Annotated in this window: 17 protein-coding genes; 11 read left to right on the top strand and 6 right to left on the bottom strand. The window is 56.2% G+C overall.

The features are described from left to right. Positions 1 to 27: 27 nt before the first annotated feature. On the bottom strand, positions 28 to 1,242 hold the full coding sequence (locus RMR16_RS12835) for a ubiquinone biosynthesis hydroxylase (protein WP_432353735.1): 1,215 nt from the start codon (positions 1,240 to 1,242) through the stop codon (positions 28 to 30). Between the two features lie 86 nt (positions 1,243 to 1,328). Here RMR16_RS12835 and tesB point away from each other — a divergent pair, with 86 nt between their 5' ends. The 6 genes from tesB (at position 1,329) to RMR16_RS12865 (ending at position 8,775) form a co-directional block, all read left to right on the top strand. Further along, complete coding sequence (gene tesB / locus RMR16_RS12840) at positions 1,329 to 2,213, top strand: acyl-CoA thioesterase II (RefSeq protein WP_320201116.1); 885 nt, start codon at positions 1,329 to 1,331, stop codon at positions 2,211 to 2,213. Positions 2,214 to 2,427: 214 nt separating this feature from the next. Next, a complete protein-coding gene (locus RMR16_RS12845) occupies positions 2,428 to 2,778 on the top strand; it encodes a P-II family nitrogen regulator (RefSeq protein ID WP_042615577.1) in 351 nt (116 codons plus the stop codon). 28 nt (positions 2,779 to 2,806) lie between these two features. Then, complete coding sequence (locus RMR16_RS12850) at positions 2,807 to 4,168, top strand: ammonium transporter (protein WP_320201115.1); 1,362 nt, start codon at positions 2,807 to 2,809, stop codon at positions 4,166 to 4,168. 259 nt (positions 4,169 to 4,427) lie between these two features. Continuing rightward, positions 4,428 to 7,067, top strand: coding sequence for a DNA translocase FtsK (locus RMR16_RS12855; RefSeq protein ID WP_320201114.1), 2,640 nt, complete (start codon positions 4,428 to 4,430; stop codon positions 7,065 to 7,067). 143 nt (positions 7,068 to 7,210) lie between these two features. After that, positions 7,211 to 7,885, top strand: coding sequence for an outer membrane lipoprotein carrier protein LolA (locus RMR16_RS12860; protein WP_320201113.1), 675 nt, complete (start codon positions 7,211 to 7,213; stop codon positions 7,883 to 7,885). Positions 7,886 to 7,971: 86 nt separating this feature from the next. Next, positions 7,972 to 8,775: an exodeoxyribonuclease III gene (locus RMR16_RS12865; protein WP_320201112.1), complete on the top strand. Its 804-nt coding sequence runs from the start codon at positions 7,972 to 7,974 to the stop codon at positions 8,773 to 8,775. A 3-nt stretch (positions 8,776 to 8,778) separates the two neighbouring features. Here RMR16_RS12865 and RMR16_RS12870 read toward each other — a convergent pair whose 3' ends face one another. Together RMR16_RS12870 and RMR16_RS12875 are read right to left on the bottom strand one after the other, a co-directional pair. Continuing rightward, complete coding sequence (locus RMR16_RS12870; RefSeq protein ID WP_320201111.1) at positions 8,779 to 9,234, bottom strand: cyclic nucleotide-binding domain-containing protein; 456 nt, start codon at positions 9,232 to 9,234, stop codon at positions 8,779 to 8,781. An 84-nt stretch (positions 9,235 to 9,318) separates the two neighbouring features. Beyond that, on the bottom strand, positions 9,319 to 10,002 hold the full coding sequence (locus RMR16_RS12875; RefSeq protein ID WP_320201110.1) for a response regulator transcription factor: 684 nt from the start codon (positions 10,000 to 10,002) through the stop codon (positions 9,319 to 9,321). A 196-nt stretch (positions 10,003 to 10,198) separates the two neighbouring features. Between RMR16_RS12875 and RMR16_RS12880 the strand changes: the two genes are divergently transcribed. Next, a complete protein-coding gene (locus RMR16_RS12880) occupies positions 10,199 to 10,744 on the top strand; it encodes a L,D-transpeptidase family protein (RefSeq protein WP_320201109.1) in 546 nt (181 codons plus the stop codon). Positions 10,745 to 10,825: 81 nt separating this feature from the next. Here the strand turns inward: RMR16_RS12880 and RMR16_RS12885 are convergent, their stop codons facing one another. Beyond that, positions 10,826 to 11,416, bottom strand: a complete 591-nt coding sequence (locus tag RMR16_RS12885; RefSeq protein WP_320201108.1) for a CarD family transcriptional regulator — start codon at positions 11,414 to 11,416, stop codon at positions 10,826 to 10,828. 548 nt (positions 11,417 to 11,964) lie between these two features. On the opposite strand from RMR16_RS12885, the gene RMR16_RS12890 reads away from it, so the two are divergent. Together RMR16_RS12890 and RMR16_RS12895 are read left to right on the top strand one after the other, a co-directional pair. Then, positions 11,965 to 16,728 carry an NAD-glutamate dehydrogenase gene (locus RMR16_RS12890; RefSeq protein WP_320201107.1) on the top strand — a complete coding sequence of 1,588 codons (4,764 nt, stop codon included), beginning with the start codon at positions 11,965 to 11,967 and terminating at the stop codon, positions 16,726 to 16,728. A 171-nt stretch (positions 16,729 to 16,899) separates the two neighbouring features. Continuing rightward, the gene (locus tag RMR16_RS12895; protein ID WP_320201106.1) at positions 16,900 to 18,273 is read left to right on the top strand and encodes an MFS transporter; all 1,374 of its coding nucleotides are present in this window, start codon (positions 16,900 to 16,902) and stop codon (positions 18,271 to 18,273) included. Between the two features lie 97 nt (positions 18,274 to 18,370). On the opposite strand, the gene phaR is transcribed toward RMR16_RS12895, so the two are convergent. Together phaR and RMR16_RS12905 are read right to left on the bottom strand one after the other, a co-directional pair. After that, entirely contained in the window at positions 18,371 to 18,946 is a 576-nt protein-coding gene (gene phaR, locus RMR16_RS12900; protein WP_320201105.1) for a polyhydroxyalkanoate synthesis repressor PhaR, read from the bottom strand. 35 nt (positions 18,947 to 18,981) lie between these two features. Then, positions 18,982 to 19,134: a hypothetical protein gene (locus RMR16_RS12905; RefSeq protein ID WP_320201104.1), complete on the bottom strand. Its 153-nt coding sequence runs from the start codon at positions 19,132 to 19,134 to the stop codon at positions 18,982 to 18,984. Between the two features lie 99 nt (positions 19,135 to 19,233). Here RMR16_RS12905 and RMR16_RS12910 point away from each other — a divergent pair, with 99 nt between their 5' ends. Together RMR16_RS12910 and phbB are read left to right on the top strand one after the other, a co-directional pair. Then, the gene (locus RMR16_RS12910) at positions 19,234 to 20,415 is read left to right on the top strand and encodes an acetyl-CoA C-acetyltransferase (protein WP_320201103.1); all 1,182 of its coding nucleotides are present in this window, start codon (positions 19,234 to 19,236) and stop codon (positions 20,413 to 20,415) included. Between the two features lie 71 nt (positions 20,416 to 20,486). After that, complete coding sequence (gene phbB / locus RMR16_RS12915; protein ID WP_320201102.1) at positions 20,487 to 21,212, top strand: acetoacetyl-CoA reductase; 726 nt, start codon at positions 20,487 to 20,489, stop codon at positions 21,210 to 21,212. Positions 21,213 to 21,483: the final 271 nt, after the last annotated feature.

Consider the following 21,483-nt stretch of genomic DNA (forward strand, 5'->3'; position numbering starts at 1 on the left):
AATCGATGAAAATGATCTCGTCTCGTTTCAGAGATGATAACCGGCCAGCAATCGCGGTCCATTTTTCTCGGACGTGCCTGCGGCCTGCCCGATGAAATAGGATTTCAGACCCGGAATCCGGTCCACAATGCCAAGGCCAAGATCACGCGCAACACGGATTGGCCCGACATCGTTGGAGAACAGCCGGTTCAGCACATCGGTGGTGATGCCCATGCGCACCGTATCGAAACGCCGCCAGGATTGGTAACGCTCCAGCACATTCAGCGATCCGATATCGAGGCCAAGGCGATCCGCCTCGACAATGGTTTCGGCCAGTGCCGCCACATCCTTGAAGCCGAGATTAAGCCCCTGCCCCGAAATCGGGTGAATACCGTGCGCGGCATCTCCTGCCAGCGCTAGACGCGGGGCGACAAAGGCGCGGGCCAAGGTCAACCCCAGCGGAAATGCGCGGCGTGGGCCGACCGGCTTGATAGGGCCGAGCTTATGGCCGAAACGGCGCTCCAGCTCTTCCTCAAACACCAGATCGTCGGATGCGACCAGCCGGTCGGCATCCGCCGTGCGTTCTGTCCACACCAGTGACGAACGGTTGCCCTTGAGCGGCAGAATGGCGAACGGACCCGACGGCAGGAAATGCTCTTCCGCGCAGCCGTGATGCTCACGTTCATGCTCCACCGTGGTGACGATGCCGGACTGGTCGTATTTCCAGTGCACAGTCTTGATGCCGGCCATGTCACGCAGCGCAGACCGCACACCATCACACGCCACCAGCAATCGTGTTTCCAGCGTGGAACCGTCAGACAGCGTCACGACATTGCTCTGATGTCCCGCATCAAAACCGGAAACGCTCAAGCCATGGCGAATGGTTACGCCCAGCCGTTCGCAGAGGCCACGCAGCGCGCCCACCATGGCGACATTGGGCACCATATGCGCAAAGGGCTGGCCTTCGGCCACGTCACCATCGAATGTCAGGAAAACCGGGCGTACGGGATCGGAGGTTTTCGAATCGGTCACGATCATTTTTTTGATCGGCTGTGCTTCCGGCTCCAGCTCATGCCAGATACCGAAGACCTCCAACATGCGCGTGGCGGCGGCGATGATGGCCGAGGCGCGCATATCCTTTTTCCAGACGTCTTCCGGTGCAGCTTCGATGACCTGCACATCGAGATGCGGAGCGGCCTGCTTGATGGCCACCGCAACGCCAAGCCCGACATATCCGCCACCGGCAACCACGACATCAAGCATTGCGTCTTCTCCTGCATTCTTGTGAATATCACGCCCGCACTATAGACCATCAATCCAAGTCTTCCTACAGCCGGAGCATGTCGAAAATGTCGCGCCCAACCGAAAACGCCGCTCCGATGGAAAAACTCATTTCCACGCTGGATCTTGAAAAGCTGGAGGAAAACCTGTTTCGCGGCGTTAGCCCGCAGGTGGGCTGGCAACGGGTTTTCGGCGGCCAGGTCATCGCTCAGGCGTTGATGGCAGCGCAGCGCACGGTGGACAACAACCGTTTCGTTCATTCCCTGCACGCCTATTTCATGCGTCCGGGCGATCCGCTGGTGCCGATCATCTATCAGGTCGACCGCATTCGTGATGGTGGGAGTTTTGCCACGCGACGCATCGTTGCCATCCAGCATGGCAATGCGATTTTCTCCATGTCTGCGTCGTTCCAGATCGATGAAGGCGGTTTCGACCATCAGGTTTCGATCCCGAACGTTCCTCAGCCCGAACAGTTGCTGAGCGAAGACCAGATGCAGGAGGCATTTCTTGCCAAGGCACCGCCCGCCATCCGCAAATACTGGGAAAACAAACGCCCCATCGAAATCCGTCCGGTGTCGCTCACGCATTATATCTCGAAGGAAAAGCTCGATCCCCATCAGGATATCTGGGTCAGAGCCGTGGGCGAGGTGCCGGATGATCGTCATTACCAAGCGGCGGTCCTTGCCTATCTCTCCGATATGACGCTGCTCGACACATCGCTTTTTGCCCACGGCACGACCATTTTCGACCCTGCCGTTCAGGCCGCGAGCCTTGACCACGCCATGTGGTTTCACCGCCCCTGCAAGCTGGATGACTGGCTGCTGTACACGCAGGATAGTCCCAGCGCCTCGGGCGCCCGCGGACTGACACGAGGCAGCCTTTTTACCCGTGACGGCGTGCTGGTCGCGTCCATGGCGCAGGAAGGCCTGATCCGCAAAAGAGCAAATGATTAATTAATAGGCGATTTTATAAATCTGCATATTAATTGCGCGCATAACGCGTAAACGACTGCCTATTTTAAGGACGAATTTATTATAGCCTTTACTTTTCAATAACTTATCCAACCACCCTTTAAACTGGCACGCGCCTTGAATGTAACGGTTAAGTCGCTGTTACTGATCTGCCAGCGGCGAGGAGATTCGGCTCTGTGCCGAGGACAAACAAAGGATGGGAAACCAGATGAAAATTGTGATGGCCATTATCAAGCCGTTCAAGCTGGACGAGGTGCGCGAGGCACTTACCGCTGTCGGTATTCAGGGCCTGACCGTAACCGAGGTCAAGGGTTACGGGCGCCAGAAGGGACATACCGAAATTTATCGCGGCACCGAATACGCGGTCAGCTTTCTTCCCAAGTTGAAGATTGAAATCGCCGTTGCTTCCGACCTCGTTGAGAAGGCCGTCGAAGCTATCGCGGCCTCCGCAAAAACCGGACAGATCGGCGATGGCAAGATTTTCGTCTACTCGATTGAACAGGCCGTGCGCATCCGTACCGGCGAAACCAACACAGAAGCGCTTTAAGCACGGCTGACAGGGGAGTTCTCACACTATGCAATTCAACAAAATTTCCACACTCAGCGCTCTTGGCGCCAGTGCGGCGGCCCTTCTGGCCCCGATTGCTGCTTTTGCGCAGGACGCCGCAGCACCTGCTGTTGCAGCCGCCGCCGCAGCGCCCGTGCCTGAAAAGGGCGATACCGCCTTTATGTTCCTGGCCACCATCCTCGTGCTTTTCATGATCATACCGGGCCTTGGCCTGTTCTACGGCGGTCTGGTCCGCAGCAAGAACATGCTGTCTGTTCTGATGCAGTGCACGGTCATCGCGGCTTCGGTCATGATTATCTGGGTCGTTTATGGTTACTCTTTCGCCTTCGGCGGATCTGAAAGCCCTTTCTTTGGCGGTTTTGCCAAGATCTTCCTCTCTGGCGTCACCAAGGACAGCACGGCGGCAACCTTCTCGCAGGGTGTCGTCATTCCTGAATACATCTTCGTGATGTTCCAGATGACATTCGCCGCCATCACCCCGGCGCTGATCATCGGCGCGTTTGCTGAACGCATCAAGTTCTCCGCTTCGGTCCTGTTCTGCATCCTCTGGGTCACCTTCGTTTACTTCCCGATCGCCCACATGGTGTGGGACGCAAAGGGCTACCTCTTCGGCCTCGGCGCTCTCGACTTCGCTGGCGGCACGGTTGTTCACATCAACGCCGGTGTTGCTGGCCTGATCGGCGCAATCATGGTTGGCAAGCGCACTGGCTTCGGCAAGGACATGATGGCGCCGCACTCCATGACACTTACCTACGTCGGTGCAGCCATGCTCTGGGTTGGCTGGTTCGGCTTCAACGCCGGTTCCAACCTCGAAGCCTCCAGCGGCGCGATGCTCGCAACCGTCAACACCTTCGTTGCCACGGCAGCGGCTATCCTGTCGTGGTGTGTGGTTGAAAGCTTCACACGCGGAAAAGCATCCATGCTGGGCGCCGCTTCCGGCATGATCGCAGGTCTGGTTGCCATCACGCCTGCCGCCGGTATCGTTGGACCGATGGGCGCCATCGTTATGGGCGCGCTCGTTTCCCCGCTGTGCTACTTCTTCGTATCGGTTGTGAAGAACAAGTTCGGTTATGACGACACGGCAGACGTCTTCGGCGTTCACGGCGTTGGCGGCATCTTCGGCGCTCTGGCGACCGGCATCTTCGCAAGCGCATCGCTCGGCGGCGTTGGTTACGCTGGCGAACAGACGATGAGCGGCCAGTTTCTGGTTCAGGCACAGGCTGTTGTCGTGACGCTTCTGTGGACCGGTATCGGCTCCGTCATCCTCTACAAGATCGTCGACCTGATCGTTGGTCTGCGCGTCCCGGTGGAAGCCGAACGCGAAGGTCTCGACCTCGCATCGCACGGCGAAGCCGCTTACCACTCGTAAGCGTCGTCTTCACCAATTCAAAGCGCAATGGAAAGCCCGGCAATGCCGGGCTTTTTGCTGTTTGGGCACATAGTTTACGTTGTCGGCAGAGAATGATGCATGGTTAATGCCATATTAACCACCAAGCCGTTATTTTGCCCTGTCATCCCGATTACCGCTTTGGGTAATTTTGGAAGAAACAAAAGCATTTTCAGGAAAAAGGAATACCGTTTTTCCGCCCGGAAATGCGAAACGATCTAAGGAACGACGGGCTCAAGACATGGACAGAGTGAATACTCCGACATTCGATGGTCGTGATAGCCGCTTCATACTGACGGCATTCGTCGTGCGTCAGATTTTGGCTTTGTGCGGTTTTGGCCTGCTGGCAATCCTGGCGCTTGGCATCACGGCCTTGGCAACATGGAATGTCGCCGACCCAAGCCTGTCCTATGCCACCGGCAACGAACCCACCAACCTTCTCGGTTACAGCGGCGCAAGCTTTGCCGATATCATGATGCAGTTTTTAGGCTTGTCATCCCTCATCGCCATGCTGCCCATTCTGGCATGGGCGTTCGGGCTGATCTCCGGTCGCAAATTCAACCGCGTTCCCGCCCGTCTAGTCGCATGGATCAGCGGCGCGTTTATCGCGTCCGCATCGCTCGGCTGCTTTCCCGCACCCCTGACGTGGCCACTGCCGAACGGCATCGGCGGCGTTATCGGCGACATGATCTTGCGTTTCCCGGCTCTCTTCATCGGCGCCTACCCCACCGGCACCTTCGCCACAGTTCTCGGCGCAATTTTCGCAGTCCCTGCGGCATGGTTCATGCTGTTTGCATCCGGCCTTATCGGCACACCGGATGAAATCGACATTGTGCAGGAACAGCCGTCGTCGCCCAGCAAGGCCCGGAAGGTACAAGAGCCGGATGATGAAGAGGACGATGGTGACGGTTTCTTTGGCAGCCTTCTCGCCTTCGGTGCCATCGCCCATTACTGGTACATCACGCAGGCGCGTTTCCGCCGCCTGTTTGGTATGAAACCGAAATCCCTGCGCAACGACTTCGAGCAGCCTTACGACTTCAACAATTATGAATTCGGCACGCTGAACGAGCCATCACGTCTGAAAACCGCCATCAACCGGCTGGATCAGCGCTCTGAACCGTCCTTCGAAGAACGCGCAGAGGCACGCGCGCGCCGCGAAATGTCACCACCACCCATCTCGATGGGAGACGAGCCAGACGACGAAGAGCCAACTTTGGACGATGAAGACCGTGTGCCAGACGGCGTCTTGTCCACCGACACAACGTTTTCTCCACGCCCGTCATCTGGCCAGACCCGCATCACACCGCCACCGCCACGCCCCAAGCCAAGCGAGCGTGTGGCCCGCGATGCACAGGCCTCGTTCATCAAACCGGATGGCTTCCAGCTGCCGTCCATTCACCTTCTGGCCGAACCCAAAAGCGTCGTGCGTGACACGACACTCAATGCCGAGGTTCTGGAACAGAACGCCCGCAGGCTGGAAGGCGTGCTGGAAGATTTCGGCGTCAAAGGCGAAATCATCCATGTTCGCCCCGGCCCTGTGGTTACGCTCTACGAACTGGAACCCGCACCGGGCATCAAATCCTCCCGCGTTATTGGTCTGGCAGACGATATCGCCCGCTCTATGAGCGCGATTGCTGCCCGTGTTGCCGTGGTGCCGGGCCGGAATGCCATCGGCATCGAACTGCCGAACCGGACGCGCGAAACCGTTTATCTGCGCGAAATGATCGGCTCTCGCGATTTCGAGACGACAAAAGCCAAGCTGCCCATGTCTCTCGGCAAGACAATCGGTGGTGAACCTGTGATCGCCGATCTGGCAAAGATGCCGCATTTGCTGGTGGCTGGTACCACCGGCTCCGGTAAATCCGTTGCCATCAACACCATGATCCTGTCCCTGCTCTACCACCTGAAGCCTGAACAGTGCCGCCTGATCATGATCGACCCGAAGATGCTGGAACTGTCGATCTATGACGGCATCCCGCACCTGCTCTCCCCTGTTGTAACCGATCCGAAAAAGGCTGTCGTCGCACTGAAGTGGACAGTGCGCGAGATGGAAGAGCGCTACAAAAAAATGTCGAAGATCGGTGTTCGCAACATCGATGGCTTCAACACCCGTGTCCAGCAGGCGTTGGATAAGGGCGAAGTGCTGACCCGCACCGTGCAGACAGGCTTTGACCGCCAGACCGGCGAAGCCATGTATGAAACCGAAGAATTCGACCTGAAGCCCTTGCCCTACATCGTTGTCATCATCGACGAAATGGCCGACCTGATGATGGTGGCCGGCAAGGATATCGAAGGTGCGGTGCAACGTTTGGCACAGATGGCCCGAGCCGCTGGCATTCACGTCATCATGGCAACCCAGCGCCCATCGGTCGATGTCATCACCGGTACGATCAAGGCGAACTTCCCGACCCGCATTTCCTTCCAGGTCACCTCCAAGATCGACAGCCGCACCATCCTTGGTGAACAGGGTGCGGAGCAGCTGCTCGGCATGGGCGACATGCTCTATATGGCTGGCGGCGGCCGTATCCAGCGTGTCCACGGCCCATTCGTGTCCGATAATGAAGTCGAAGAGATCGTGTCCTATCTGAAGACACAGGGATCGCCGGAATACCTCGAATCCATCACCGAAGAGGATGATCAGGAGGACGGCGACGGCCCCGCAGGCACGGGCAATATGGCTGAATCCGACGATCCTTACGACCAGGCTGTGGCTGTTGTCCTGCGCGATGGAAAAGCATCCACCTCCTACGTTCAGCGCCGCCTCGGCATCGGTTATAACCGCGCCGCATCGCTGATTGAACGCATGGAGCAGGAAGGCATCATCGGCCCTGCCAACCATGCCGGCAAACGCGAAATTCTCGTGCCAACCGAGTCGGACTGATAAATAGAGCCAATCGTTGCTTCGGTTGCTGAATACCGCGCAGCTTCAGCAACCAAGCCACGTTTCTGGCGTTATTACAGATGTTCTATGTCATGAAGCCGCCGCGTTTTTTTGACATATGGAATGCGATAAAGGAGAAAAAAATGAAGAAGAATATTCCGGTCGTTTCCTCAAAGGCTTCTGGCTTGGAAAACAACATGACGCGCCGTGGCGTGATTACGCTGTTTTCGGCAGCGGCAGCAATGGCCGCTCTCCAGCCGATGTCCGCGTTTGCACAAGCCTCTGGCGAAACTGCCACCGCGCAGAAAATTGCCAACCACTTCTCATCCGTCAAAACCATGATGGGTGAATTCGTGCAGTTCGGCCCGCGTGGTGAACAGACCGGCGGCAAGTTTTATATCGCCCGCCCCGGCAAGCTGCGCTTCAACTATGAAGACCCCTCGCCCATGCGCGTGATTTCCGATGGCAAGAATGTCGTCATTGGCAACAACAAGCTGAAAACATGGGATTTGTATCCCCTGTCCAAAACGCCACTCAGCCTGCTGTTGTCGGATAAGATCGATCTGGGAAATCAGAAGGTTCGTGACGTCAAACAGGAATCCGACCTGACCACCATCGTGCTGGGCGACAAGAGCGTTTTTGGCGATAGCACCATCACGCTGATGTTCGACCCGAAAACCTTTGATCTCCGCCAGTGGACCACCACCGACGCGCAGAACAAGGACACAACGGTGATGATTTTCAACGTCCAGACCGGCGTTGCCCTGGACGATAAGGTCTTCGCCATCAATTATGAAGAAGTCCGCAATCGCGGTTGATATGAAGTTGAGAAAACGATTCCCGTTGACCGCCTGATGCGATAAGCCTGCCTCCAACCTTCCTGAAGGACCAACGGAGCGCAGGCATGACCTTTTCGATCACCACATGGAACATCAACTCGGTGCGGCTGCGCATGCCAATCGTCGAGCAGTTTCTGGTGCGTTACAAGCCCGACGTCATCTGCCTTCAGGAGACGAAATGCCAGAATGGCGAGTTTCCACTCAAGCCCTTAAGAGCCTTGGGGTACGAGCACATCATTATCCACGGCCAAAAAGGCTATCACGGCGTTGCCATCGCGTCGAAACTGCCGCTGACCGAAGACCACCGGCAGGATTATTGCGGTATTGGCGATGCCCGCCACATCTCCGGCATCGTGCAGGTCGGCTCGCGCAGAATTCGCCTGCACAATTTCTACGTCCCTGCCGGTGGCGACGAGCCGGACCGCAGCATCAACCCGAAATTCGGGCACAAGCTGGATTTCGTCGAAGAGATGAAGGCACTGAGCGCTGACGGCGTTCCCGGCACGTCCTCCATTCTCGTCGGTGATCTGAATATCGCCCCGCTGGAAAACGATGTCTGGTCCCACAAACAGCTTCTGAAAATCGTCAGCCACACGCCAGTTGAGACCGAAGGACTGCTGGAGATCATGAAAAAGGGCAACTGGCTCGATCTGATGCGCCTGAACGTGCCGGACAGCGAGAAAATCTACACCTGGTGGAGCTACCGCGCCAAGGATTGGGAAGCCGCAGACCGTGGCCGTCGTCTGGACCACATCTGGTCATCACAAGACCTCGGCCCATCGCTGGAGCGCATCGACATCCTGCGCGAAGCCCGCGGCTGGAACCGACCATCCGACCACGTCCCCGTAACGGCGCATTTCAAGTTTTAAAGTTTAGGAGAAACGGCTCTGGAGCGCGGTTGCTCCAGAGGCCAGAGACGCGATGTTATCGCGTATGCGTGCAAAGACGACCTCCGCAACATCTGGAAACTCTTCGATCATACGATGGAAGAGAATGCGGGTGATGCGGATAACCTCGGAGTCTTGCGTCGCCACAGCGGTATATTTGCGCTCGCACAGCGTAAAAAGCGCAAGCTCCGACAACATCGTGCCCGCCACCGGCTTTGCCTGAAGTTCAGCCTTGCCGCTACGCCCGGCTCTATAAAGATCAAAGCCGCCGCGCGCGATGACGAAAGCGCATTCGGCGGGGGAGTGTTCCCGAAACAGCGCCTGTCCCTCGGCAATTTTGCGCCGCTCGGCACCAAAGGCGACCAGACGCAGCTGGTCGTCGGTAAACCCTTGAAACAAGGGCACCTGCGCCAGCAGTTGAATATCGTCCGTTAACGCCATGCCGTTCGAAACTCCGAAACGTAATTATAAACGTTCTCGAACAACCGCGCGGCCAAGACAAGGGCCGCGCCGTCAGATTTTCAATCAAGGAACAATCTTGTAGCCGCCATTCTCGGTGACGAGAAGCTCGGCATTCGAAGGATCCCGCTCAATCTTTTGGCGCAGACGGTAGACGTGGGTTTCCAGCGTGTGCGTTGTGACGCCGGAATTATAACCCCAGACCTCTTCCAGCAGCACATCGCGGGTCACCACCGCACTGCCTGCGCGGTAGAGATAACGAATGATGGCCGCTTCTTTCTCGGTCAGACGGATTTTCTTTCCGTCATCGGTCGTCAGCAATTTCTGGCTCGGTTTGAACTGGTAAGGACCGACGGTAAAGACCGCATCCTCGCTCTGCTCATACTGGCGCAACTGCGCACGAATGCGGGCCAGAAGCACGGCGAAACGAAAAGGCTTGGTCACATAATCATTCGCGCCAGCTTCCAGACCCAGGATCGTATCGGAGTCCGTGTCGTGGCCGGTGAGCATAATGATCGGCGCTTTGAAGCCGTTTTTGCGCAGAAGCTTCACAGCCTCGCGCCCATCCATATCCGGCAAACCGACATCCATGATCAAAAGATCGACCTGCGTGGATTTTGCGGTCTGGATCGCAGCGTTGGCATTGGCGCCGGTCAGAAGCGAAAACTCTTCATAGGGAGACAGTTGCTCGGCAAGCGTCTCGCGAAGATCGTCGTCGTCGTCTACCAGAAGAAGTGTACGGGCCGTCATGGGATTTCTCAGCCTTTCATTGTGTATCAAGCATATCGCGCAAATGTGTAGAGCGGGTTTGCGGTATCAATATGCTACTCTTTAATGAGCCAATTCAGCGGTTTGACGCGCCAACGTCAACCCTTTGTCAGCAGATAACGAAGTGCTATGACGTCACGTTGGAACACCTACAAAGCAAAATCTCGTGAAAATGGCGATGATTAAAACAAAAACACCGCAAAAAATGCTTTCAAAGCTGATTGTCCGCGCCGCACCACGCATCAAAAGCCGAGCGCTTCTGCAACTCGGCCACCTGACATTTCAAGCCGCGATTGGCCGCAACGGGCGCACGGCCTTCAAACGTGAAGGCGATGGCAAAACACCCATTGCCACCCTGCCCCTGCTCTACGGCTTCCATCGCGGTGAACGAATGGCCTCGCTTCAAACATCGCTGACGATGTATCGTACACAGCCGAAGATGCTCTGGTGCGATGCACCGGATAGCCCCAACTATAACCGTTTGGTCAAAGCCCCCTTCAAACCCAGTCACGAAGAAATGCAGCGGCAGGACGGCCTTTACGATGTTTGCCTCGTGCTGGACTGGAACATCACGTCGCGAAAACGCAATCGCGGCTCAGCCATTTTTATGCACATGATCCGGCCCGGTTATGAACCCACTGCCGGATGCGTGGCACTGCACCCAAGAGACATGCGCCGGGTGCTGCCGTTTCTGCGCAGAGGTGGAACGATAACAGTCGTATAACAAACAACCGCCATGTTTGGCGCAGAAACAAAAAACCCGCCTCGGCGGGCGGGTTCTTTGACAGTATCGAACGATGGAAGCTTACGCCGCTTCGTCCTGGGAGTCGTCTTGCGAGTCCTGAGCGTCGTCTTCTTCAACGGTCTTGCCGCGCTTTGGTCCCTTATTGAGATTGATCTCAATGAGGCGAACGGCTTCCGTATCGGACATCTTGTTCACGGCAGCGATTTCGCGGGCCATGCGGTCGAGGGCAGCTTCGTAAAGCTGACGCTCGGAATAGGACTGCTCAGGCTGATTTTCGGCGCGGTAAAGATCGCGCACCACTTCAGCAATGGCGATGAGATCGCCGGAATTGATCTTGGCATCATATTCCTGTGCGCGACGCGACCACATGGTGCGCTTGACACGAGCCTTGCCCTGAACAACTTTCAGTGCGCGCTCGACGAAATCTCCTTCGGACAGTTTGCGCATGCCGATGGTGACAGCCTTGGCGACAGGAACCTTAAGGCGCATCTTGTCCTTTTCGAAATCGATGACGAAAAGTTCGAGCTTCATGCCCGCAACTTCCTGTTCTTCAATTGTCGAAATGGTGCCGACACCATGTGCGGGATAAACGATCGCTTCGCCGGTCCGGAAACCGTGACGCGCTGGAGATTTTTTCTGCTGGGTCGTCATTCGTTCTAAAAACTCCCTGTTACGTACACCCGGAGAGGTCTCCGAGGGTCGGGTCGGTCAGGCCCGGATGAGACGGGGGAAACCGTCAGATAACTTCGTACTGGTACAGACGTGCGCTCAAAAATAATTCATCTCGCAACCCGCAGGTCGATAACACAACAATCGATATGTCACGGAAACCGCGTGCAAGTGGTGGGTTGCTTTCGTGGTGTTTTTGGGCACGCAAATGCCACGCTGTGGATCAGTTTTTATGGTGTACCACAAAAATACGTGGAAATCAATAATTTGCTTCTACCGTGACTATGACGTCACAATAGGGTCTCTCAGACGTTAACATCCGTCAGCAAATCGATACTTCGGAAAGTAAGCCTATAAAGCACGAAATTGCTTTTTAAATCGAATAAAATTTCTTATCGGCGTTTAAAGCATTGATTGCCACTTAAACTATTCACAATTCCGCGCCAATATCCGATTCGAATTTGATGGAAATGACGATTTTTTCGATTTTCCGGAATAATCCCTCATCATTTTGAAGGAAAAAAGGCAAAATGGGCTACCGAAACAATCCAAAACGCGACAAACAGCTCGAAAAATCCAGAAAACTGGCGGAAGCCTCCAACAAGCCTTTTATCGATCCGGATACTATTTTCAGTCGTGCCAGCACCGACGATATAGAACATTATTCTCCAGAAATGCTGTCAGTCGCGGTGCAACACACCGCGCTTGAGCTTTCGCGCTGGAAAAAAGACACCGCCCATATCGGTATCGCCCATGTCGACGGTGTGACGCCACGCGAAATTCCCGTGTCTGTTCTGACCGTTATCGGCCAGAACATGCCGTTCCTCTACGATTCCATCATGGGGGAAGTGACCAGCAGCTATCGCGGCCTCTATCTTGCCGTCCACCCCATTCTGGTTGCGGACGTGAATGCTGTCGGCGGATATCGGCTTGCCGATCCCGAGACGGATGCGCCGCAAGACAATATCAGCCTTATCCAAATCCACATCGCGCCAATCACTCCACAGGCGGCAGAAGCACTGGAAAAGCGGCTCCGCTTCGTTTTGTCGCAGGTCCAGTGGGCCTTTGATGACTGGAAGCCGATGCTCGCAAAACTGGACGAAGCCTTCGGGGAGTTGAAGGAGCGTGGCTCCAGCCGTCGCAAAGCGGAACGCAGCGAGGCAGAAGCCTTTCTGGAATGGTTGCGCAACGACAACTTCACCTTCCTCGGCATGCGCGAATATAGCTATTCCGGCAAGGGCAAGGATGCGAAGGTCGAGCGTGGCGAAGGCACCGGACTTGGCATTCTCAGCGATCCCGATGTACGTGTCTTGCGTCTTGGCAAGGATGCCGTGACGACGACGCCGGAAATTCTGGCGTTTCTGGATGGCCCCGACTTTCTGATTGTCACCAAAGCCAATGTGAAATCCACCGTCCACCGCCGCGCCTATATGGATTATATCGGCATCAAGCGTTTCGATGCGGATGGCAATGTCATCGGTGAACTGCGCATCGTCGGCCTGTTTACGGCCACGGCCTATACCCATTCGGTCAAGCGCATCCCGCTTCTGCGCGCCAAGGTGGCCGAGGTGGAGCACCATTTCGGCTTCGACCCAAACAGCCACTCCGGACGCATTTTGCAAAACACGCTGGAATCCTATCCGCGTGACGATCTTTTCCAGATCGAAGAGGATCTTTTGATCCGCTTCATCGAACAGATCATGGAACTCAGCGACCGCCCCCGCGTGCGCGTTCTGCCGCGTATAGACCGTTTTGACCGCTTCGTGTCCGTCATCATTTTCGTGCCGCGTGAGGAATACAATTCTTACGTCCGCGAAAAGATCGGCGACTACCTTGCCCGCGTCTATGACGGGCATATTTCCGCCTATTATCCCGCCTTCCCCGAAGGTGCCGTTGCCCGCGTGCACTTCATCGTCGGTCGCACCAATGGCAAGACGCCACGTGTTGCGCAGGACAAGCTGGAAGATGCCGTCAGCGATATCGCCGCGCGCTGGATCGACCATTTCGTGTCGCTGTCGCAACCCGGCTCCCCGGTTCTGGATGTCGATCAGGCCTATCAGGAAGCGTTTACGCCGGAAGAGGCCATTGGTGATATTGCCGATATCGCTGCCACCGCAGCCGGTGAACCGGTGCGGATAGAGTTCTATCGCACCGCAGATCAGGCAGACGGCGTGTTGTCGCTGAAGATTTTCCACCGTGATGGCCATCTGCCGCTGTCGCGCCGCGTGCCACTGCTCGAAAATCTCGGTTTCAGCGTCATCAGCGAACGCACCTTCGATGTTGGCGTGGTGTCTGGCGATGAAACCCGCACCATCGTTCTGCACGACATGGAGCTCAAGGTTCAGCAGGGTGTGAAGCTTGACCTTGCGGCCAACGGTCCACGGCTCGAGGAGGCATTTCTGGCGGCCTTCGATGGCACGGTGGACAATGACAATTTCAACCGCCTGATCCTTGCGGCTGGCTTGAGCGTTCGCGAAGTCTCCGTGTTGCGTGCCTATGCCCGTTATCTGCGCCAGACGGGCATCGTCTATTCGCAGGAGCATATTTCCGAAACTCTTTATAAATACCCGACCATCGCGACGAAGATTTTCGAGCTTTTTGCTTATGGCTTCGATCCGAAGCTTGGCGAAAAGCCGCGCCTGCGTAAGCTGTCCGATATTCACAAAGCCATTGAGACGGCGCTATCCGGCGTGCCCAATCTGGATGAGGACCGCACGCTACGCCGTTATGTCAACGCGGTGGATTCGACGCTGCGCACCAATTATTTCCAGCGCAATGACGATGGTTCGACCAAGGCCATGCTGGCCTTCAAGTTCGATCCGAAACTTCTTGATGGCCTGCCGGACCCGCGCCCGTTCCGCGAAATCTTCGTGTACGGCACGGAAGTCGAAGGCGTCCATCTGCGCTTTGGCAAGGTCGCCCGTGGCGGGCTTCGCTGGTCGGATCGCGGACAGGATTACCGCACGGAAGTGTTGGGACTGGTCAAAGCCCAGCAGGTCAAGAACGCGGTGATCGTGCCTGTGGGTGCCAAGGGCGGCTTCTTCCCGAAGACCCTGCCGGTTGGCGGCAACCGCGATGAAGTCTTCAACGCGGGCAAGGACGCCTACAAGACCTATATCCGCACCCTGCTTTCTATCACCGACAACATTGTCGGCGATGACATTATTCCGCCCGCAGACACCCTGCGGCTGGATGGCGATGACCCGTATTTCGTCGTCGCCGCCGACAAGGGCACGGCCACGTTCTCCGATACCGCCAATGGTTTGGCGCGCGAAGCAGGCTTCTGGCTGGATGACGCCTTCGCATCTGGAGGCTCTGCCGGTTACGACCATAAAAAAATGGGCATCACCGCTCGCGGCGGCTGGGAAACGGTCAAGCGGCACTTCCGCGAGATCGACACCGACATTCAAACGACGCCTTTCAAGGTGGTCGGCGTGGGTGATATGTCCGGTGACGTTTTCGGCAACGGTATGCTGCTGTCTGAAAAGATCGAACTGATCGCCGCCTTCGACCATCGCGATATTATCATCGATCCAACACCGGATACCGACAAGTCCTTTGCGGAGCGCAAGCGCCTGTTCGATCTGCCGCGTTCCAGCTGGCAGGATTATGATGGTGCTGCCCTTTCCAAAGGCGCGATGATCATTTCCCGCTCGGAAAAGTCCGTAACGCTGACACCGGAAGCGATGGCCGCCATCGGTCTTGATAAGGCCGTGGCAACGCCGTTTGAAATCATGACGGCGATTTTGAAAGCGCCCGTCGATCTTTTGTGGTTCGGCGGCATCGGCACTTACGTCAAGGCCGCGGTGGAAACCAACGCCGAAGTGGGCGACCGCGCCAATGATCCGATCCGCATCAATGCAACGGAGGTTCGTGCCAAGGTCATCGGCGAAGGTGCAAACCTCGGCATCACCCAGAAGGCGCGTATTGCCTATGCGCTGGGGGGCGGACGATGCAATTCGGACGCCATCGACAACTCGGCAGGTGTCAATTCTTCAGACGTCGAGGTCAATATCAAGATCGCACTGGCCTCCCCCGTCAATGACGGACGCCTGACCTTGCCAAAGCGCAACCAGCTTCTGGCCTCCATGACAACAGAAGTGGCGCAACTCGTTCTGCGCAACAACTACCTCCAGTCACTGGCCATTTCGCTGACTGAGCGTCGTGGCACGGAAAACCGCGAGGAACTTGGCCGCCTGATGAGCGCGATGGAAACCGCTGGCCTGTTGAACCGCAAGGTGGAAACCCTACCCAACGACGCGGAATTCAGCGAACGTTACGCCGCCGGAAAGCCGTTGACCCGGCCAGAAATCGGCGTGCTTCTATCTTACGCAAAACTCACGCTGTTCGATACGCTGGTGGCCAGCACCCTGCCGGATGAGCCTTATCTCCAGCATCTTCTGACGGATTATTTCCCAAGCAAGATGCAGAGAGCTTATGCGGCTGACATCACCAACCACCGCCTGCACCGCGAAATCGTTGCGACATCCCTTGCCAACCAGGTGGTCAATCGCGGCGGTCCGGGCTTTGTGCAAAAACTGGTGGATGCCAGCGGTCTGTTGGCTCCGGCTGTCGTCAAGGCAGCGATGATCGTCGAAGATGGCTTTGGCCTGAAACGCCTGTGGAGCGAAATCGACAAGCTGGACGGCCAGATTTCCGGTCAGGTCCAGAACGGACTTTACGCCACTATCGCCCGTATCTTCACAGATGCCACACGGCTTTATCTCCAGACGAGCAGCGTCGCTGCCGGCTCTATGACAGATGAAATCGAGCGTTTGAAAGTGGCGATCAAGACGCTTTCGCCCGCAGCAACGAAGTTCCAGGACGAGATTGGCATCAACGAGATCGACGGCGTGGCACCGGCACTGGTGCGAGAACTCGGCACGCTTTCGCTGCTGGTTTACGTGCCGGAAATCATGCTGATTGCAGAACAGGCAAAAACCACGCTTGCCCGCGCTGCCGAAAGCTACGCCGCAGTGTCCGCAACCTTCCGGGTCGCAAGGCTGCTCGATGCAGGCCAGCGCGTCACGCCTGCGGACCACTATGAGAGCCTTGCCCTGCTGCGCAGTCAGGACCAGATCGCATCGTCCCGCCGCCGCATCGTCATCTCGGCGCTGACGGAACATGCCAAGGAGAAGAACCCGGTGCAGGCGTGGTATGCAGCAGACCGCGTCCGCGTCAACCGCATCGTCTCGGAACTAGGGGGCCTCAGCGATAGCGGCGAGACAAACCTCGCCCGCCTCACGGTTGCCGCCGGTCTGCTTTCGGATATAGTCCAGTCTCGCAACGTCTGATATTCAGGCGCAAGATTTCGTTCTTTCGTCATGCTCGGGCTTGTCCCGAGCATCTACAACGTCTAATTTTTATTGAACGTTGGCAGATCCTCGGGTCAGGCCCGAGGATGACGTGGAGCGAGACCAAGCGCCATTTTCATATCCTTATACCACCGGCCGAAAGGGTGACGAATGGACGCCTCCTCCCCCACGACCGGAGCAACCGTGACAAAACGCGGTATCTGGGGTTGGATGCTGTTCGATTGGGCCGCTCAGCCGTTCTTTACCGTCGTCACCACCTTCATTTTTGGCCCCTACTTCGTTGCTCGACTGACGGCAGACCCGATTTCTGCGCAGACGACGTGGAGCAACGTGGCAACGACATCCTCGCTGATAATAGCTGTTTTCTCGCCCATTCTTGGCTCCATCGCGGATCAATCCGGCTCGCGAAAACCATGGATCGCCTTCTTCGCTGTTATCAAGATCATCAGCCTGTCGATGTTGTGGTTCGCGGCCCCCGGCTCGGCGATCCTTTTGCCCGTCACCTTCATGATTTTGGCGTCGATAGCGGCGGAGTTCTCTATCGTCTTCAATGATTCCATGATGCCGCGATTGACCACTTCTGAAAATGTCGGGCGCATATCCAACACCGCGTGGGGGCTTGGTTATCTCGGCGGCATGGTGGTGTTGATTTTCGTTGTGGTATTTTTGGCCGCAAACCCAAGCACAGGCGTGACGATTATCGGCATTCCTGCGCTATTCGGGCTTGATCCGGCGACGGGTGAAGACGCCCGCATCACCGGCCCGATTTCCGCGCTCTGGTATTTCGTGTTCATCCTGCCGATGTTCTTTTTCACACCGGATGTCAAAAAAGGCCTGCCGCTGGCGAAGGCTGTTCACTCAGGCATATCAGAACTGAAAACGACGCTGAGAGAGCTGAAAAGCCGCCCCATCATCACGCGGTTTCTGATTGCGCGTATGCTCTATCAGGACGGCGTCAACGGCGTTCTGATCCTTGGCGGCGCGTTCGCGGCAGGCATGTTCGGCTGGGGCACGATGGAAATCGGTATCTACGGCATCATCCTCAACATCGTGGCGATTGGCGGCTGCCTGATAGCGGGCCGTCTGGATCAACGCCTCGGCTCACGCACCATGATCCTGATAAGCCTCGCGCTACTCCTCGCCGCCACCGTCGGCATCGTCTCAACACAGAAAGAGTCCACCCTATTTGGGCTGCTTCATCTGCCAGCATCCACCAGCGAAGGACTGTTCTCCACCGCCGCAGAAAAAGCCTATCTCCTTTACGGCGTGCTGATCGGCCTTGCCTTCGGCCCGGTGCAAGCGTCGTCACGCTCCTACCTCGCACGCAACATCACGATAGAAGAGGCCGGACGATATTTCGGCATTTACGCGCTGTCCGGTCGCGCCACCAGTTTCATGGCAACGCTGTCCTTTTCCATCGCCACATACGCAACAGGCTCCGCGCATGTCGGCATGGCCATGCTGACCATATTTCTCGGCGCGGGACTTCTATTGTTACTTCGCGTTCCCGAAAAGGCCGCTTAGAGCATTTCCGCCTTTCTTCGAAACGCGAAAACGCTCTATTTATTTGTTTTAACGCATTATCCGGACGCAAAACCGCTTCGCACTTTGCTGGAAATGCTTAGAGCTGATCGAGTTTGGTCTGAAGCGTGCGCAATTGCGCCTTCAGATCATCGATCTCGGAAGCATCGGGTTTCCTTGCCTCTTTAGGCACTGGCGGCATGGGAAACGGCGTAAACACCTGCATGGCTTGGCGGAAAAGCTCGGTATTGCGCTTCACCTGCTCTTCCATGAAACCGAACGGCGAGGAGAAGTTTTTGACGCTTGAGGCATCTCCAAACGCTTTGCCCATATGCTCTTGCATCTGGCTTTGCTGCTCGGAAAACGCTTTCATGGAATGCTCCAGAAAGGTTGGCACCACCATCTGCATCTGGTCGCCATAATAGGATATCAGCTGTCGCAAAAACGCGGTCGGCAACAGCGTATTGCCGGTTTTGCCTTCCTGCTCCATGATGATCTGCGTTAGAACCGCATGGGTGATGTCCTCGGACGTCTTGGCATCCTGAACCTTGAATTCCTCGCCGCGCTTGACCATTTTCGCCAGATCTTCCAGCGTCACATAGGTGCTGGTGCCGGTGTTATAGAGCCGCCGGTTGGCATATTTCTTGATGATGGTCTCGCCATTGTGTTTTGCCATGCTCGCCTCCTCGCGATCCTGGTATTTTCTTTTTATCAGGTGTTTTTGCTCTTCCCGATTTCAAGTTTATGCTTAAATAAAGCCATCTGACAAATGTTTTGTGCAATGCAGCAGTCAATTTTTTGCGCAGCATTCTCTGAGATTATTGTCGCCACGGCGCGTAATCTGTTTTCCAGTTCTTTTCTCATGATTTCGGTCTTATGTTTTTCGCATAGCCCTATGAGGGAACATGATTTGACTTGATTTCAAAGCTTTGCCAGTCTCCCGCCGCAACACGGGAGATTTCAATGCCTTCATCGTCAATCGTCATCGTCAGCGCTGCGCGCACGGCTGTCGGCTCCTTCAACGGCAGCTTTGCCAACACTTCAGCCCATGAGCTTGGCGCAACGGTCATCAAAGCCGTGCTGGACCGCGCCGGCATTGCCGCAAACGAGGTCGATGAGGTCATTCTGGGTCAGGTTTTGACGGCAGGCGAAGGCCAGAATCCGGCACGACAGGCAGCGATGAAGGCAGGCATTCCGCAAGAAGCCACCGCTTTCGGCATCAACCAGCTTTGCGGCTCCGGCCTTCGCGCCGTGGCACTCGGAATGCAGCAGATTGCCGCCGGCGATGCCTCCATCATCATTGCGGGTGGGCAGGAATCCATGTCCATGGCACCGCACTGCGCCCATTTGCGCGGCGGCGTGAAGATGGGTGACTTCAAGATGGTGGACACCATGTTGAAAGACGGCCTCACCGACGCCTTTTATGGCTATCATATGGGAATAACTGCGGAAAACATCGCCCGCCAATGGCAAATTTCACGTGACGAACAGGACCAGTTCGCCGTCACATCTCAAAACCGCGCAGAGGCCGCGCAGGCCGCTGGCCGTTTTGCCGACGAAATCGTGCCTTTTAACATCAAGGGCCGCAAGGCCGACGTCATTGTCGATACCGATGAATATATTCGCGCTGGCGCCTCGCTCGAAACCATGTCGAAACTGCGCGCCGCCTTCGACAAGGAGGGCACAGTCACCGCCGGTAATGCCTCCGGCCTGAATGATGGTGCAGCCGCCGTGTTGTTGATGACGGAAGCCGAAGCGGCAAAGCGGGGGCTTCAGCCCTTAGCGCGGATTGCCTCTTGGGCGACAGCGGGCGTTGATCCGCAAATCATGGGCACTGGACCCATTCCTGCCTCGCGAAAGGCACTCGCCAAAGCCGGATGGACAACGTCCGCGCTTGATCTCGTTGAGGCAAACGAAGCCTTTGCCGCTCAGTCCTGCGCCGTGGTACGCGATCTTGGTCTTGATCCAGACATCGTAAACGTCAATGGCGGCGCCATCGCCATCGGCCATCCCATCGGCGCATCCGGCGCACGCGTCCTGAATACGCTGTTGTTCGAGATGAAACGCCGCAGTGCAAAAAAAGGCCTCGTCACGCTGTGCATCGGCGGTGGCATGGGTGTCGCCATGTGTATCGAAGGTCTGTAATCGTCCTTCATCATTGAAATGCCATCATGGGAAATCTAAAGGCTTAACGAGATAAAATAAGGAGCCTTCAGATGAGCCGGGTTGCGTTGATAACAGGCGGTACAAGCGGCATAGGCGCGGCCATTGCCAAGGCGTTTCATGCCGCGGGCTACACGGTCGCGGTCAATTACGCCTTCACGGAAGATCGCGCCGAGCAGTTTCAAAACGAAACCGGCATTCCCGCCTATCGATGGGATATTCGTGACTACGATGCCTGTGTTGCTGGCATCGCCGAGGTGGAAAAAGCCTTGGGGCCGATTGAAATTCTGGTCAACAATGCTGGAATTACGCGCGATGCGATGTTTCATAAAATGACGCCACAGCAATGGCGCGATGTCATCGACACCAATCTCACCGGCGCTTTCAACATGACGCACCCCGTTTGGCCGGGCATGCGCGAACGCGGTTTTGGCCGCATCGTCAATATCTCTTCGATCAACGGCCAGAAAGGGCAGGCGGGGCAAACCAACTATTCTGCCGCAAAGGCAGGCGATATCGGCCTCACCAAAGCCCTGGCGCAAGAGGGCGCATCCCGCAATATCACCGTGAATGCCATCTGCCCCGGCTACATCGGCACCGAGATGGTGCGCGCCATTCCAGAGGCCGTGCTCAACGACCGCATCCTGCCGCAGATTCCAGTCGGGCGGCTGGGGGAGCCAGAGGAAATCGCACGCTGCGTGCTGTTTCTTGCCTCCGACGACGCTGGTTTCATTACCGGCTCCACGTTGACGGCCAATGGCGGCCAATATTTTGTTTGAGGTAGAGAGGCTGGCTCACAGCCCTCACGCCGCCGTAAGTCAGTAACATTTTCGTGATCACGTTGCGTTGATTTTGCCACGGTGACAAAAACTTGATTACTTTAGTCTGGCTGCGAATTACGACTAACCAGATGAAAATACGAGGATTTTCGTTAAGTTTAGAATGAGTCTAATATGTGCGATTGTTCAATATTAGATGTTTTTCTTGACAGCCGATGTCCTGTTTTGGTTTAAGAATGAAAACAACGTGTTGCGTCACACAGGCAATGAA

Source organism: Agrobacterium sp. rho-13.3 (genome assembly GCF_033957765.2).
Lineage (GTDB): Bacteria > Pseudomonadota > Alphaproteobacteria > Rhizobiales > Rhizobiaceae > Agrobacterium.